Raw genomic sequence first — 15405 nt, 5'->3', positions numbered from 1 at the left:
ATATTGCCACATGCAAGGGTAATGATTCACCAGCCATCAGGCGGTGCTCAGGGCCAGCAGTCAGATATCGAGATATCTTACCATGAGATCACTAAACTGAAAAAAGAATTGTACCAGATCATTGCCGATCATAGCGGTGCTCCGTTCCAGAAAGTTTGGGACGCGTCTGACCGTGATTACTGGATGATTGCCGAAGAAGCCAAAGAATTTGGTATGGTAGATGAGATTTTAAAAGGCAGCAAAGGGAAAAAATAATTTCCCGGAGTTTTAAAATTTTTGAGTTCGGGGCGTTAATTGTGCGTTTAAACGCATAAAATTAACGCCTTTGGACTCAAAAATTTGTTTTATGCCGCCAATTAGTTAATTTTGGATAACACACAAATCAGATGAATAAAAGCAGTAAGGAAATCAGGTGCTCATTTTGTGGTGCAGGAAAGCAGGATTCCCTGATGTTGATTGCGGGCCTCGACGCACACATTTGTGATAAATGCGTTAACCAGGCTAATGAAATATTGGCTGAGGAATTAAAGGTACGTAAGGTTAAAGCTTCGCCATCGGCGCCGGCTTTATTAAAACCAGCCGAAATTAAAAGTCACCTTGATCAATATGTTATAGGGCAGGATGATGCCAAAAAGATACTTTCTGTAGCTGTATATAACCATTACAAGCGCTTAAACCAGCGTATTGATAAGGATGAGGTAGAGATCGAGAAATCAAACATTATTATGGTGGGCGAAACCGGTACGGGTAAAACCTTACTGGCCAAAACTATGGCAAAAATACTGAACGTTCCGTTTTGTATTTGCGATGCTACCGTACTTACCGAAGCAGGTTATGTAGGGGAGGATGTGGAAAGCATACTTACCCGCTTGCTGCAATCGGCAGATTATGATGTAACGATGGCCGAAAAAGGTATTGTTTACATTGATGAGGTTGATAAAATTGCCCGCAAAAGCGATAATGCTTCTATCACCCGTGATGTATCTGGCGAGGGTGTACAGCAGGCTTTGTTAAAAATTCTGGAAGGTACTATGGTTAATGTACCACCACAGGGAGGCCGTAAGCACCCGGATCAGAAAATGATCACCGTAAATACCAGTAATATCCTGTTTATATGCGGTGGTGCTTTTGATGGTATCGACCGTAAAATAGCCAACAGGCTGCGTACGCAAACCGTTGGTTATAAATTAAAACGTGATGATGGCGAGGTTGATATGAAAAACCTCTATAAATATATTACTCCGCAGGACCTGAAATCGTTCGGATTAATTCCGGAGCTAATTGGTCGCCTGCCGGTGTTAACTTATTTAAACCCACTGGATAGAGCTGCATTGCGTAATATATTAACCGAGCCTAAAAACTCATTGCTTAAACAGTACAAAAAACTGTTTGAATATGAAAATGTAAGGCTTGATTTTGATGATGAAGTGTTGGAGTTCATTGTTGACAAAGCAATGGAATTTAAACTCGGAGCAAGGGGTTTACGCTCAATTTGTGAAGCTATCATGATAGATGCCATGTTTGAGTTCCCATCTAAAAAAGATGTGAAACGACTACAGGTAACTTTAGATTATGCTCACGAGAAATTTGAAAAATCAGATCTGAAAAAATTAAAAGTAGCATAACAATTTGAACGAATTAGGTAGCTATCTTTATTATAATAAAACACGAACCCTGGTGCAACGCCGGGGTTTGTTGTATAAGCAGGTTTTTATTTAGTATCAGACAATGATGGTATCGGGTAGCGGTATCAAGTAATTGGTATCAAGTATCACGACTTGATTAAATTATTGAATACCCAAATGAGTTCTGTCTTGATACTAAATACTAACTACTTGATACTTAAAAACGCTAAAGTGAAAAAATATGAACGAGGAATTGAATATTAAAAAAGACCCTATCGATACACCGGTAGTGAAAGAGGTGCACACACCCATAAAATCGGGCCTTAAAACCAAGGAGGCTATTGTGGCCAACTGGCTGCCGCGCTATACAGGCCGCCCGCTGGAGGCCTTTGGCGAATATATTATACTTACTAATTTTTCAAAGTATATACAGCTGTTTTCGCAATGGCATGATAACGCGCCAATTATGGGTATCGAAAAGCCCATGCAAAGCGTAACCGCCAACGGTATAACCATTATCAATTTTGGTATGGGTAGCTCGGTAGCGGCTACTGTGATGGATCTGCTTACAGCAATACATCCCAAAGCCGTTATCTTTTTGGGTAAATGCGGCGGACTAAAAAAGAAGAACAACGTAGGCGATCTGATACTGCCTATAGCAGCCATTAGGGGCGAAGGTACATCCAACGATTATCTACCACCAGAAGTGCCCGCTTTGCCTTCATTTGCCCTGCAAAAAGCGATATCAACCACCATTCGTGATTATTCGCGCGATTACTGGACCGGGACATGTTACACCACCAACCGCCGCGTTTGGGAGCACGACAAAACCTTTAAGAAATACCTGAAAGATTTGCGGGCTATGGCCGTTGATATGGAAACCGCCACCATTTTTACAACCGGTTTTGCCAATAAAATACCTACCGGGGCGTTGTTATTAGTGTCTGACCAACCGATGATCCCGGAAGGTGTTAAAACCGCCGAAAGCGATTCGGCTGTAACCGAGCAATATGTAGAAACACATCTGCATGTAGGTATCGAATCGCTAAAGCAACTGATTAATAATGGCTTAACAGTTAAACACCTGAAGTTTTAGGTTCGTTTATTAGTTCATTTGTTCATTAGTTTATTGGTGCAATAGTTTGAGTTATTCGTTTGTTAGTTTAGTTATTCATTAGTCTCATTAGGATAAGGAACCAATGAACCAATTCCCCAATGAACTAATGAACCAACACCCAATGAACCAATCAACAAATAAACTAATGAACCAATGGATATATCATTTAAGAAAGTTAATTTAGAGGCGTTATCCGGCTAAGTATACCGGGTTTGTAGATATTGAATTTTATGTGGTATAACAATATATTGGAAACCATTGGCCATACGCCCCTGGTTAAATTGAACAAGGTAACTAAGGATATCCCTGCAACGGTTTTAGCTAAGATAGAAACCACTAATCCTGGTAATTCTATTAAAGACCGTATGGCCCTTAAAATGATTGAGGATGCCGAAGCAAGTGGTAAACTGAAGCCCGGAGGTACTATCATTGAAGGTACATCGGGCAATACAGGTATGGGCCTGGCCATCGCGGCTGTTATTAAAGGTTACAAATGTATTTTTACCAGTACCGATAAACAATCAAAAGAAAAGTTTGATGCCCTGCGGGCCTTTGGCGCCGAGGTAATTGTTTGCCCCACCAATGTAGAGCCGGAAGACCCGCGTTCATACTATTCTGTTTCATCTCGCTTGGAGCGCGAAGTACCCAATTCATGGAAACCTAATCAGTATGATAATCTGAGCAACTCGCAGGCGCATTATGAACAAACCGGTCCCGAAATATGGGAGCAAACCGAAGGTAAAATAACGCATCTGGTAGTAGGGGTAGGCACTGGCGGCACCATCTCCGGCACGGCCCGTTACCTGAAAGAAAAGAACCCTAACATCCAGGTGCTGGGTATTGATACCTATGGTTCCGTATTTAAAAAATATAAGGAAACCGGTATCATGGATAAAAACGAGATCTATCCATACATCACTGAAGGTATAGGTGAAGACTTTTTACCGCAGAACGTTGACTTTAGCCTGATAGATCATTTTGAAAAGGTAACTGATAAGGATGCCGCCCTCATGACCCGCGAAATTGCCCGTAAAGAAGGTATTTTTGCAGGTAATTCTACCGGATCGGCTGTTGCGGGTACGCTGCAAATGAAAGATAAGTTTAAGGAAGGTGATGTGGTAGTGATCATATTCCCGGATCACGGCACTCGTTACTTAGGCAAAATGTACAATGACGACTGGCTGCGCGACCGCGGATTTTTAAAAGATGGCAAGCTTACTGCCCGTGATATCATCAGCAAAAAAGAGGTACAGGAGATCATTACTATCGACTGTGAGAAAAGTGTACTTGAAGCTATTAATACCATTAAATCGCTTAATATATCGCAGATACCGGTTACTCAAAAAGGTATGGTAATTGGCAAGATCACCGAAAGTGATATTTTGGCTTCGCTGATCGAAAACCCATCCATCAAATCGCAGCCGATCAAAAATATAACTACTGCACCGTTTCCGTTTGTTGATCTGAATACGTCTATTGATAAAATTTCAACCATGATCAATAAGGATAATATTGCTGTACTGGCTGAAGATGAGCAAGGGAAAATTGAGATCATCACCCAATATGATATCATCAACGCGATATCGGCTTAGGGGAGGAAAGACTGGAAGGCAAATGACAAAAAGATAAAAGATAAAAGGTGTTGTGCCGAGGCATGGCACCTTTCATTTTTTGTTGCCAGTACAAGTGCGCATGCTTAGTCAGCAATTTGCATTATATTTTTTCCAGTTGTTTGGTTCGTGTATTATACACTTCCATTCCGTGCAGCGCTTTTAAACGCTCTGCTCCGCTTAAATAAGTCAAATTGTCCTTTTTATCTCTGCTTTCACGAAATTTTGATAGTACGTAACCGCTTTTTGCGTTCAACGGTTTAATATCCTTTATTTTGTCCTTCCTTACAAAATATGCATTATTTCCGGTGCTGTTTGATGCGATAAAATAGTATCCTTTTTCTTCAGCGAGGTCGCATAAAGCGGTTAACGAAGCTCCAAAATACAGATTGCTATGATGTGCAGCAGTACGGTCAAAATCAGATTTATAAGGGGTAGACCAGGCATGCTCAGCACCAAATATGCTATTGTATTCTACAATGACAATTATTGGCGATATCACGTTAATCTCCTTCCATACCCAATAATCATTCCCATCAATATCTATATGTAAAAGTCCTATTTCGCCTTCAAATCCATTTTCAACAATAAGTCGATTAATATTTTCGGCGGTAATAAAAGCTGGAACAGCGGTAAGCTGATAGCGCCAATATATGCTATCCTTTTTAACCGTATCCATATGCTTTTCAGACCCATCCATTATCAGTCCGGTCCAGTTATTATTGATCAATAAAAACCGAGTATTGGATTCCGTATAATCTTCTACACCAAACTCAATAAATGTGCGCTGTTGTATATTAAGGTAGTTGATTAAAAATTGAATGATACCATCATCGCCACATTGCGAAAAAACTTTAAATTCTGCTAATTGAATGTTTTCAACAATTTGCCTCTCGTTATTTTGATTTTGTTTTATTAAAATATTAGCGACTAATATTTTAAGCTCACTGCTTTCTTGTTCTATACCTTTTAGTTTTTTTATAGCAGATATCACTTTTTTTATGTGTGACTTCAATTGTATTACTTTTGAAAACATAGGTTAATAGCTTATTGAGGTTTAGAGTAAATATAAAAATAAAAGCGGAGTGTTGGCGTGTGTTGAAATCTATATTCGGTTGTCGCAAGGGGCCCGCTTGTGGCCATCATGTACATATTACTACAAGCGGAACACTTGCAGTAGCGTAAGATTAAGTACTGTGCTCAGCTTCAGGTTTTCCTGTAACCGATAACGTTTTTCTTACCCAATGAAAGAATATTACTTTTGAAGTCTCCCCTTCAGGGAAGATTTAGAGGGGCCTCTATTCCTTTCTTTTCCTTGCTAATTCCTTTGTATATCTTTCCTGCAGCGGATCTTTAATATCGGTGATCAGGTATATGCCGGTGCCTTTTTCTCGGGCAAGGTAATGGCTGATTTCGCCCAGTTTTTGGAACGAGCCGATCATGTTACCGGCAACAAACTGTTTAATATTGCCACCACCATCATCATCAACGTAGATCAGATATTTACACTTCAAACTATCAGGAGCCCAAAGCGCGAAGCTGCTATTCAATGATATCACTCCGGGAAAGTTGAACTGTTTGCGATAGTGGTGTAGTGCGCCGGCCTCGCCGTAATTGTCAGCATAAATAAGAGTTTGTTTTTGCTGATCGGGTGTAAGCTTGTTATAAGCTTCGCCAACCTTTTGGGCCAGTTCATCCCATCCAAACATGTCGGCATAATCCTGGGTTAGGGGGTGTAGTTTTTGATCTTCCCAGGTGGTGATAAAGTGTGTAGCCGGTATGTTTTTATTAGTAAACCTGAAAAAGGCCAATGTGCGCTCAATAGATAAAAAAGGCAGCAGCATCGGGAACAGGAGCATGTTAGGTATCACAAACAGCATAATCGCGAGTGTGCGCAATGCGTAACCTTGAGTTTTCAACAGGCGCTCAAAGCCAAATCCCCCGGCTGCGAACAGCATGGGGTAGGCGCCAAACAAATAGTAATTTTTGCCATCCATATTCAGCAAAAAAATGAATATCAGCACATAGGCAATGGCCAAAAACTGAAAATTACGTAGCCTGAATGAAAAGGCTAAAAACAATAACCCGGTAAGCCAAACAAACAGGGCTATACCATGCACCAAAAGCTGCTGTTCAATAAACTGTGTCGGACTAATATAGTTTAACTGCTGCTCGCGCAATTCCTTCATATGGTGTATTAAGGGCCAGTGATGATGAATTTGCCAGAACAAATTAGGTAGACATACTAAAAAGGCAACCACTGCCGCGCCCAAAATATGCTTGTTAAATAATAGTTTGCGTTGTTTACTGATGAGTATACCAATAATGAGCGCGAAGGTGAAAAACGCCATAGTATACTTGGTAAGCATGCCCAGGCCAACCACCAGGCCAAGCCAATACAGGTATTTAACATCGGTAGTGTTCAAATATTTGATCAATAACCAAACGGTGAGTACCCACCAAAACTGATCAAACACCACGGGTTGAAAAAGATACCCGCTTGCCGCGAATGCCGGCGAAAATATAAGAGCCAGGCAGGTTAAGGTTATGGCAAATTTTTTACCGCCAAATTCAACGGTAATAAGCCCGGTAAACCAGATGATGAGCCCGCTAACGATGGTTGGAAAAATACGGGCAGCAAAAACAGAATCGCCGAATAAAGTTATGGACAGTTTGGCTACCAGTGCTATAAGTGGCGGTACTTCTTTATAGCCCCAATCCAGATGGTCGGCCAAAACCAGGTGCAAAAGCTCATCCCGGTGAAAACCGAAATGGCTTATAGCAAAAAGGTTAAGCACAATTTTTACAAATACAAAAATCAGTATGAAGTAAGCATAAGTTGATCTTCGGTTTTTGTACGGAGGCATTGGCTTTTAATTGGCGCTTAAGTTTTTAAAGCAAAAAGCTATTTAGGGGCAATGGCTATGTGCTAACAGCTAAAGCTATAAAAAATATTTAACAAGCAAAAAGCATAAAACCTCAAGGCTTTATGCTTTTTGCTATGGGCTTTAAGCTTTGTTATATTCGGGTAATATCAGCTCCGAGCGCTTTAAGGCGAGTATCAATGTGCTGATAGCCACGCTCAATTTGCTCAATATTGTAAATGGTTGACTGGCCTTGAGCTGATAAGGCTGCTATTAATAAAGCCACCCCAGCCCTGATATCAGGCGAGGTCATGGAAATACCGCGCAGCTGAACCTGCTTATCCAAACCAATAACAGTAGCACGGTGTGGATCGCACAGGATGATCTGGGCACCCATATCCAGTAACTTATCTACAAAGAATAAACGGCTCTCAAACATTTTTTGGTGAATGAGTACAGACCCTTTGGCTTGTATGGCAACCACCAGCACAATGCTGATCAGGTCGGGTGTAAAGCCTGGCCAGGGGGCATCGGCAACGGTCATGATAGATCCGTCAATAAAAGTTTCTATCTCATAATTTTCCTGGGCGGGTATGTAAATATCGTCGCCACGTAGTTCAAGTTTTATACCCAGGCGTTTAAATACATCGGGTATCATGCCCAGCTCAGGGTATTTTACATCTTTAATGGTTATTTCAGAACCCGTCATAGCCGCCAGACCAATGAACGAGCCAATCTCGATCATATCGGGCAGTAAACGGTGCTCGGTTCCTCCCAAATAGCTTACACCTTCAATGCTAAGCAGGTTTGAGCCAATGCCGCTAATTTTAGCGCCCATACGGTTCAGCATTTTGCAAAGCTGCTGCAGGTAGGGTTCGCAGGCTGCGTTGTAAATGGTAGTAACACCTTTAGCCAAAACGGCCGCCATAACAATGTTTGCAGTACCCGTTACCGAAGCCTCATCAAGCAGGATGTAGCTACCTTGCAGATTAGAGGCATCTACATTAAAAAAGCCATCTGCAGGATTATAGTGAAACTGTGCGCCAAGTTTTTCAAAACCTAAAAAGTGGGTATCCAGGCGCCTGCGGCCAATTTTGTCGCCGCCGGGTTTGGGTATCGAGGCTTTGCCGAAGCGTGCCAGCAAGGGGCCTACTATCATGATAGAGCCGCGCAGACCGCCTCCCTTTGATTTAAATGTTTCAGACTGGAAAAAATCCAGGTTAATATCTTTGGCTGTGAAGTTATAGGTGTCCTCGGCAATCTTCTCTACAATAACCCCCATATCGCCCAATAGCTCAATCAGTTTATTTACATCCTTTATATCGGGTATATTGCTGATAGTAACTTTTTTATCGGTCAGCAATACCGCCGAAATTACCTGTAAAGCCTCATTTTTTGCTCCCTGCGGAGTAATTTCGCCCTTTAACGGTTTTCCGCCGTTGATCACAAATGCGTTAGTCATAGGAGTTTATAATTGATAGGTCATTATTTATTTTAAGCACATGTAAATTAGCAAGCAGATGCCAATTTCCCGGCAAAGATTATAAAATTAATGGACATTCCTGATACCATTAGTTCATTGATCCTGCCGCCGGTTTGTTAACCCTGTAAACTTTTTAAAGTTTGAATTTTAACAAAAAATGCACCGGAATTGAACGGAATTTTGGTAAAAATGCTCAAAAAATGATCAAAATCTTCCGAAATTTAGTGTTTTATATAGTTTTTGAGTGAATTAAAAAACTTTAAAAAGCTGGTTATCAAATAACTAATCTGTTTTTGACGGTTCTGTATTGTTACCAATCCCTCTTTATGAAAACAGCCCGGTCATCTTTTTTTCAGATGCCGGGCTGTTTCGGAAATATCATTTAACCAATCAATTAATATTTTTTGGCGCCGCCGCTGTTTCTGTTGCGGTTGTTTTGATTGTTGTTGCGCTGATTATTGTTATTGGTACGGCCGCCGCCACCACCGCGATTGTTTTGGTTATTGTTGTTGGTGCGGCCACGGTTGTTATTGTTGTTATTTTGGTTAGAGAAGTTGTTTGGCCTGAATTCCACACGGTTCAGGTTAACGTTATCCTCCAGTTTTAAGGTGCCGCCAGACAGGGCAAACAAATCGGCCAGGATGCTCTCGTCGGCAACGGAATCTTTGTTCCATTGTACGTAGGCCATTTTCATGAAATTGGCAATGGCCTGTACCATGTGGCGTTTACGATCAGGATCTTCAATGCTTTTGGCTTTCTCGATCATCAGCTCAATGGTTTTGCCATAGTGCTTGTATTTGATGCGCTGGTGCGGGTATCTTAAAGGCTGCGGTTTGATGTGAATAGCCTCAGGAGATGGTTTTGGATAGGGTGAGTCTACATCAATCTGGTAATCAGATATAATGTGCAGGTGATCCCAGAGTTTGTGTTTAAAGTCCGCAACGTCTCGCAGGTGCGGGTTTAAAAATCCCATCAGGTCAATCACTACCTGGGCGTAGCGGTTACGTTCTTCTTTAGTGGGCAGCGCTACAATATATTTTACCATATTTTGTACGTTGCGGCCATATTCAGACAGGATAAGTTTATTCCTGGTTGAGTTATAATCAAATTGAGCAGGCGTGTTTTGCTGAGCCATATTATTGCTATTGTATTGTTATTAGTAAGGAAGTTTTAAATTAGCCTGACAAGTATCCTGTAGAATAGGATAAAAGAGGCTAAAATTGAATTGTTACTGGTGTAGTAGTAATGCAAATATAATCTATTCGTATTAATGTGCAAATTACTGTATCAAATTATTACTTTAGGCTGTGCAAGATGACTTGTGATTGTTGTATACTCGCTCTTGGCCGTGAAGGGCTGAGTTACTTTGGTCTACTGGTACACCTAATAGATCAAAGAGAAAATATTTTACACATATGCTGTAAATATCTGATATTCAATTTTTTGTATTTTTGTATCTTTATAAAAGAAATCATCGTTTAAATATATATTTGTTAAGCAATGACCGATAAAAAAAACATTAACATATTGCCAAAAGTGGGCGAAGGTATTTATACTGCTCGTGATATATCCAACATTTTAAACTTGCCATACTCAAAGGTTAGTTATTGGATGAGAGAGTTTTGGGATGGGTATACTTTTGGTATAAAGGGAAATAAGGCTATAAATTTTTATACTCTTATTGAGTTCTACACATTCTATCATCTAAGGGAACTTAAAGTAAGTGCTCAAGAAATAAAAAAAGCACATGCAAAAATATCTGAAGATTTAAAAACTCTTTATCCTTTCGCAAGAAAAATCCATACAGACGGAAAAAAAGGGATATGGTATGAGTATTTAGAAAACTTAATTAAGGCAGACAATAAAAAACAATTTTCGTTAAAGCCTATTCTTGCACCATTTCTTTCAAAGATAGAATTTAATGGAGACGATATTGCTGCTAAATATTTCCCAACCGAGGCTAAAAAAGTAGTTATTGATCCTAAATTGCAGTTTGGGCAACCAACAATAATAGGAACAAGTATAAAGGCTGAAATTATAAATGGATTCATAGAAGGCGGTGAAAGTAAGGAAGCGATATGTATGTTGTATAATTTACATATTGATCAGGTGGAAGATGCCATTCTTTACTTTAAACGAAGCGCTTAATGCATATTGTTTTTGACGAGAATGTACCTAATATATTAGTAGAGGGGTTAAAAACTCTTGCTCCAATAGCTTCGAGTGTTGAATTTGAAATTACTTCTGTTAGGTTGCTAAATCAAACGGGTATATGCGATGCAGCTGTTTTAGAGATTGTTCAAAGTAATGGAATACTTATAACTTATGATGCCGATTTTAGGACTCAACGACACCTTTATAACGCTATCAAAGATTATAACATAGGTGTGTTTTGGATAAAACAGGGCAAAAAAACTACCCTTTGGTCACTCGTCCAACTAATGATTCAACATTGGCATAGAGTGTTAGAAATTTGTGATGAAGAAGAACGTCCATTTCTTTACGAGATAAACAAACAGGGGGTGGAAAGAAAAGAGTTTTAATAACTTTGTAATTATCGCAAAGCAAGGTAATAAACATTTGTCGCTGCTATCGAGAGTAAATAAATATACGAAACCCTTTTTTAATAGGAGGTTCTTATAGAGCCCTTAAAATAGCAGTGCCATCTATCAACAGGTTGCTCCTCCGGAGTTCTTATGCTTTATTAATTCCTGATTCCAGCAGAGCCACATGTTTATAGTTAAAAAAGTGGGCAAGGAGCCTCGGAAATACTTCATAATCATTGCTAAAATTAAAATCGATTTCCCTGGATATGTGGTTGATAAAACCACAAATAGTTAATAGGTTTATTTTTTTATCGCCCAATTAATTATTCCGATCAAGTGAACAATAGAGTAACCATTACCCATATAGATATATACCGTTTCAGCATCCCGATGGAGGCATTTACCATTGCTACCGGTACAATGGATTATGCGCAGAATGTTTTTATCAGGGTACATACCGATGCCGGCTTTTATGGCGTGGGCGAATGCGCGGCATTTCAGTTCATTACCGGCGAAACCCAGGATACCTGCCTGGTGCTGGCGCGTGAGTTTGCCCGCCTATGGAAAGGTAAGGATGCCCTGGATATCCCAGCGCGGTTACAGCAGTTGCACAATTTTATTGCAGGTAACTCTACTATTAAAAGTGCGTTTGATATGGCCTTGTTTGACATAGCCGCCAAAAACGCGGGTTTGCCCTTATACCAATTTTTAGGGGGCGAAAGGCGCGAGGTTGAAACCGATATTACCATTGGCATAGCAGGGCCGCATGCTATGGCCCTTAAAGCGCTTGATTTTAAAGCTTCTGGAGCCGGTATACTAAAGGTAAAACTGGGTAAAAACGCTGTTGAGGATGTGGAGCGTATAAAACAGATACGTGAGGCTGTGGGCAGCGAAATAGAGATCCGTATTGATGCCAACCAGGGCTGGAGCTATGAAGATGCTGTTTTTGCCCTGCAAGCTATGGGGCCGTACAATATTGAATTTTGTGAACAGCCCATGCGCACCTGGTACGATGATTACCTGCCGCAACTAATGCGGCATTCGCCGGTAAAAATTATGGCCGATGAAAGTGTATATAACCATCATGATGCCCGCAAGCAGATCAACAGTGGCTCGTGTCATTACATCAATATTAAGCTGGCCAAATCCAGCGGTATATGGGAAGCCAAAAAGATACATGACGAGGCGGCATCAAAAGGGATAGCCTGTATGATGGGGGGGATGTTAGAGAGCCGTATTGCACTGAGCGCCAAATTGCATTTTGTATATGCCTGCCCCAATATTAAATTTTATGATATGGATACCTGTATGCTGGGCCATTTACAAGACCCCTGTATTGGTGGCGCAACCTATAATGGGTATCAGCTGGATATTGCCGATGATGCGGGCATAGGAGCCGATGCCAGCCCTGATTTTCTGGCCAGATGTGAAAAATTTATTGTTTAAACAAACCAGGCATTGATTTTACTCAATGCCTGGCAACAATGCTTACAAAAGCGGTTTTCTTTTCAGCTTACTTACACTTTTTGCAGGAGTGTGTTTTTCGGCTTTGGTTACTTTGTGATCCCTGATCTCCTTGGCGGTTTCGCCTTTTGCTTTTTCTTTGGTTTCCATGATAGTGCTCCTTTTAATATGTGATAATAATGGTTTGCATTAATTAATCGCTGTTTTAATTATAAAGTGAAAAAATGTCCTTTTAGTTTTTATTATTTTAAATATCATTTTTGAACACTTCCTGGTTGCCGGTAAAATAAATAGGAGGTATTATACTGTTGTATATATAAACTATAGTAGTATAATAATATATGATAAAGTTATGCTCCTATAAAAATCATTTTTAGTTATTTGTGCCTTTTCTTCAATAAATCTCAATTTTTAAAATTTTCTATTTGTTACTTAATCGTTTTCGTTTTATGAACTTGCAAGTATTAATTGACGTATTTTATACACTAACTATCTTGTATACAAGTAAATATAAATAAAATATCTGCTTTATCATACTTAAGTAAAAAATAAATCCGGACAGCTAAATGATTTATTTTTTAGTTCTAAGAAAATTTAGTGCCAATTAGTTTGAGCTAAGTTGAATAGGGTAGTAAAAATTAACCAATGGCTTAAAATGAAAAAAAATGCCCTCCCGGCCTGTTTTGAGGGAAAACGTTTTTGGGGTAGTGGGTTTGTTACATTTGGCGCGTTTTGAATAACAATGTAGGGAACATGTTACAGGCTTTATGCTTGTTTTAATCCCGATGAATAATACAGGGTAACGAAACAAGCTGTCATGCTGAGTTGTAAAATACTGGATCTCTACAGGTGAGATACATCGTATTATTAATACACTTACGAAGTTTTTTAAAACTTCGTAAGTGTGCCTGGTATATTAACCCGGATAAAGAATAAGCTTATTCGCTTAGCTGTGCGAAATATTTATGAAACAGGGGGATAGTTTCAATACCTTTATAATAATTATAAATATCATACTTTTCATTTGGCGAGTGCAGCGCGTCGCTGTCAAGGCCAAAACCCATCAATACGGTTTTAAGCCCAAGCTCGGCCTCAAAAAGTGCTACAATAGGTATACTGCCACCACCGCGGGTAGGTATAGGATCTTTACCAAACGATTCGGCAATGGCCTTTTGGGCCGCACGGTATGCTATGCTGTCGGTTGGTGTTACTGCAGGTTCGCCGCCGTGGTGCGGGGTTACTTTTACCTTAACGGTTTTGGGTGCAATGCTCAGGAAGTGTTTGGTAAACAGTTCGGTTATTTTCTCGCTGGTTTGGTTAGGCACCAGTCGCATAGATATTTTGGCGCTGGCTTTTGATGGCAATACGGTTTTCGCTCCTTCGCCAATGTATCCGCCCCAAATGCCGTTTACCTCAAGGGTGGGGCGGGTACCGGTACGCTCAAAGGTAGTATAGCCCTTTTCGCCCCAAAGCTCCTCAACATCCAGGTCTTTTTTATATTCTTCCTCATTATAAGGCGCGTTGTTAAGGGCGGTACGTTCGGCCGGTGTTAGGTCAATCACATCATTATAAAAACCCGGAATGGCTATGTGGTTATTTTCATCATGCAACGAGGCTATCATTTTAGCCAGGATGGTGGCTGGGTTAGCTACAGCGCCACCATATACGCCCGAATGCAGATCCCGGTTGGGGCCGGTTACTTCAACCTCCAGGTATGATAAGCCGCGTAAGCCGGTCTCTAACGATGGGTTTTCCATGCTGATCATGGAGGTGTCTGATATCAGTACCACATCGGCTTTTAATCTTTCTTTGTTCTCTTTTACAAAAATACCCAGGTTTGATGAACCAACTTCTTCCTCACCCTCGATCATGAATTTAATGTTGCAGGGCAGGGTTTCGGTTTGCATCATCAGCTCAAACGCCTTTACATGCATATAAAACTGGCCTTTATCATCACAGGCACCGCGGGCATATATTTTACCATCGCGTACGGTAGGTTCAAAAGGAGGGGTTTTCCAAAGTTCCAGCGGATCGGCCGGTTGCACATCATAATGGCCGTAAACCAGTACGGTTGGTTTCGACGCGTCAATTATTTTTTCGCCGTATACGATTGGATAGCCGGCTGTTGGGCATACTTCTACCTTGTCGGCACCGGCATCGCGCAGTTTTTGCGCCACGTAATCGGCGGTTTTTAATACGTCTGCTTTGTATTTAGGATCGGCACTAACCGAAGGGAAACGCAAAAGTTCAAACAATTCGTCGAGTAAACGTTGTTTGTTGTCGTTTACATACTGTTTTATATGCTGCATAATTATCAATTTGCAGCAAATATATTGATGTTTATTGATTTAAAACAGAACAGGTCATGCCGTGATGGCATGACCTGTTCTGTTTTTGTATATCCCTATACTATATATATAATTATGCAGCGAAGTCACCATTACCTAATTCTCTTTTAGGACCAGAGAAAGCGAAATCACCATTACCTAATTCTCTTTTCGGACCAGAGAAAGCAAAGTCACCGTTACCTAATTCTCTTTTAGGACCAGAGAAAGCGAAGTCACCATTACCTAATTCTCTTTTAGGACCAGAGAAAGCGAAGTCACCATTACCTAACTCTCTTTTAGGACCAGAGAAAGCGAAGTCACCGTTACCTAATTCTCTTTTAGGACCAGAGAAAGCGAAGTCACCATTAC

The 15405-nt window shown here is 40.5% G+C and carries 14 protein-coding genes; 7 read left to right on the top strand and 7 right to left on the bottom strand.

Features of this window, described 5'->3' with window-relative positions:
* From AAGC65_RS17865 to AAGC65_RS17850, 4 genes are all read left to right on the top strand, one after another.
* Positions 1-255, top strand: a 255-nt coding sequence (locus tag AAGC65_RS17865) for an ATP-dependent Clp protease proteolytic subunit (protein WP_343113824.1), incomplete at its 5' end; no start/stop codon positions are given.
* A gap of 131 nt (positions 256-386) precedes the next feature.
* A complete protein-coding gene (clpX, locus tag AAGC65_RS17860; RefSeq protein WP_343113823.1) occupies positions 387-1625 on the top strand; it encodes an ATP-dependent Clp protease ATP-binding subunit ClpX in 1239 nt (412 codons plus the stop codon).
* A 241-nt stretch (positions 1626-1866) separates the two neighbouring features.
* The gene (locus AAGC65_RS17855) at positions 1867-2721 is read left to right on the top strand and encodes an AMP nucleosidase (RefSeq protein ID WP_343113822.1); all 855 of its coding nucleotides are present in this window, start codon (positions 1867-1869) and stop codon (positions 2719-2721) included.
* A gap of 251 nt (positions 2722-2972) precedes the next feature.
* Positions 2973-4334 (top strand): pyridoxal-phosphate dependent enzyme, encoded by a 1362-nt coding sequence (locus AAGC65_RS17850; RefSeq protein WP_343113821.1) that lies wholly within the window; start codon positions 2973-2975, stop codon positions 4332-4334.
* Between the two features lie 121 nt (positions 4335-4455).
* Here AAGC65_RS17850 and AAGC65_RS17845 read toward each other — a convergent pair whose 3' ends face one another.
* The 4 genes from AAGC65_RS17845 to AAGC65_RS17830 form a co-directional block, all read right to left on the bottom strand.
* The gene (locus tag AAGC65_RS17845; RefSeq protein ID WP_343113820.1) at positions 4456-5388 is read right to left on the bottom strand and encodes a hypothetical protein; all 933 of its coding nucleotides are present in this window, start codon (positions 5386-5388) and stop codon (positions 4456-4458) included.
* A gap of 262 nt (positions 5389-5650) precedes the next feature.
* Positions 5651-7219 (bottom strand): glycosyltransferase family 39 protein, encoded by a 1569-nt coding sequence (locus AAGC65_RS17840; protein WP_343113819.1) that lies wholly within the window; start codon positions 7217-7219, stop codon positions 5651-5653.
* Positions 7220-7370: 151 nt separating this feature from the next.
* Positions 7371-8678, bottom strand: a complete 1308-nt coding sequence (gene murA, locus AAGC65_RS17835; protein WP_343113818.1) for a UDP-N-acetylglucosamine 1-carboxyvinyltransferase — start codon at positions 8676-8678, stop codon at positions 7371-7373.
* A gap of 415 nt (positions 8679-9093) precedes the next feature.
* Complete coding sequence (locus AAGC65_RS17830; protein ID WP_343113817.1) at positions 9094-9834, bottom strand: DUF4290 domain-containing protein; 741 nt, start codon at positions 9832-9834, stop codon at positions 9094-9096.
* 365 nt (positions 9835-10199) lie between these two features.
* Between AAGC65_RS17830 and AAGC65_RS17825 the strand changes: the two genes are divergently transcribed.
* From AAGC65_RS17825 to AAGC65_RS17815, 3 genes are all read left to right on the top strand, one after another.
* Entirely contained in the window at positions 10200-10847 is a 648-nt protein-coding gene (locus AAGC65_RS17825) for a DUF433 domain-containing protein (protein ID WP_343113816.1), read from the top strand.
* Positions 10847-11242: a DUF5615 family PIN-like protein gene (locus AAGC65_RS17820; protein ID WP_343113815.1), complete on the top strand. Its 396-nt coding sequence runs from the start codon at positions 10847-10849 to the stop codon at positions 11240-11242. Before AAGC65_RS17825 ends, AAGC65_RS17820 begins: the two co-directional genes overlap by 1 nt.
* Positions 11243-11635: 393 nt before the next feature.
* The gene (locus tag AAGC65_RS17815; RefSeq protein WP_343113825.1) at positions 11636-12691 is read left to right on the top strand and encodes a dipeptide epimerase; all 1056 of its coding nucleotides are present in this window, start codon (positions 11636-11638) and stop codon (positions 12689-12691) included.
* A gap of 42 nt (positions 12692-12733) precedes the next feature.
* On the opposite strand, the gene AAGC65_RS17810 is transcribed toward AAGC65_RS17815, so the two are convergent.
* The 3 genes from AAGC65_RS17810 to AAGC65_RS17800 all read right to left on the bottom strand — a co-directional run.
* The gene (locus AAGC65_RS17810) at positions 12734-12859 is read right to left on the bottom strand and encodes a hypothetical protein (protein WP_343113814.1); all 126 of its coding nucleotides are present in this window, start codon (positions 12857-12859) and stop codon (positions 12734-12736) included.
* Positions 12860-13647: 788 nt separating this feature from the next.
* Positions 13648-15018 carry a dipeptidase gene (locus AAGC65_RS17805; RefSeq protein ID WP_343113813.1) on the bottom strand — a complete coding sequence of 457 codons (1371 nt, stop codon included), beginning with the start codon at positions 15016-15018 and terminating at the stop codon, positions 13648-13650.
* A 112-nt stretch (positions 15019-15130) separates the two neighbouring features.
* Positions 15131-15405 (bottom strand): hypothetical protein (locus AAGC65_RS17800; RefSeq protein ID WP_343113812.1); only part of this gene is annotated, 275 nt, incomplete at its 5' end.

Source organism: Mucilaginibacter sp., assembly GCF_039207105.1.
In the GTDB taxonomy this organism is placed as follows: domain Bacteria; phylum Bacteroidota; class Bacteroidia; order Sphingobacteriales; family Sphingobacteriaceae; genus Mucilaginibacter.
The sequence above is the reverse complement of the archived record's forward strand: the minus strand, read 5'-3'. Positions and strand labels throughout refer to the sequence as shown.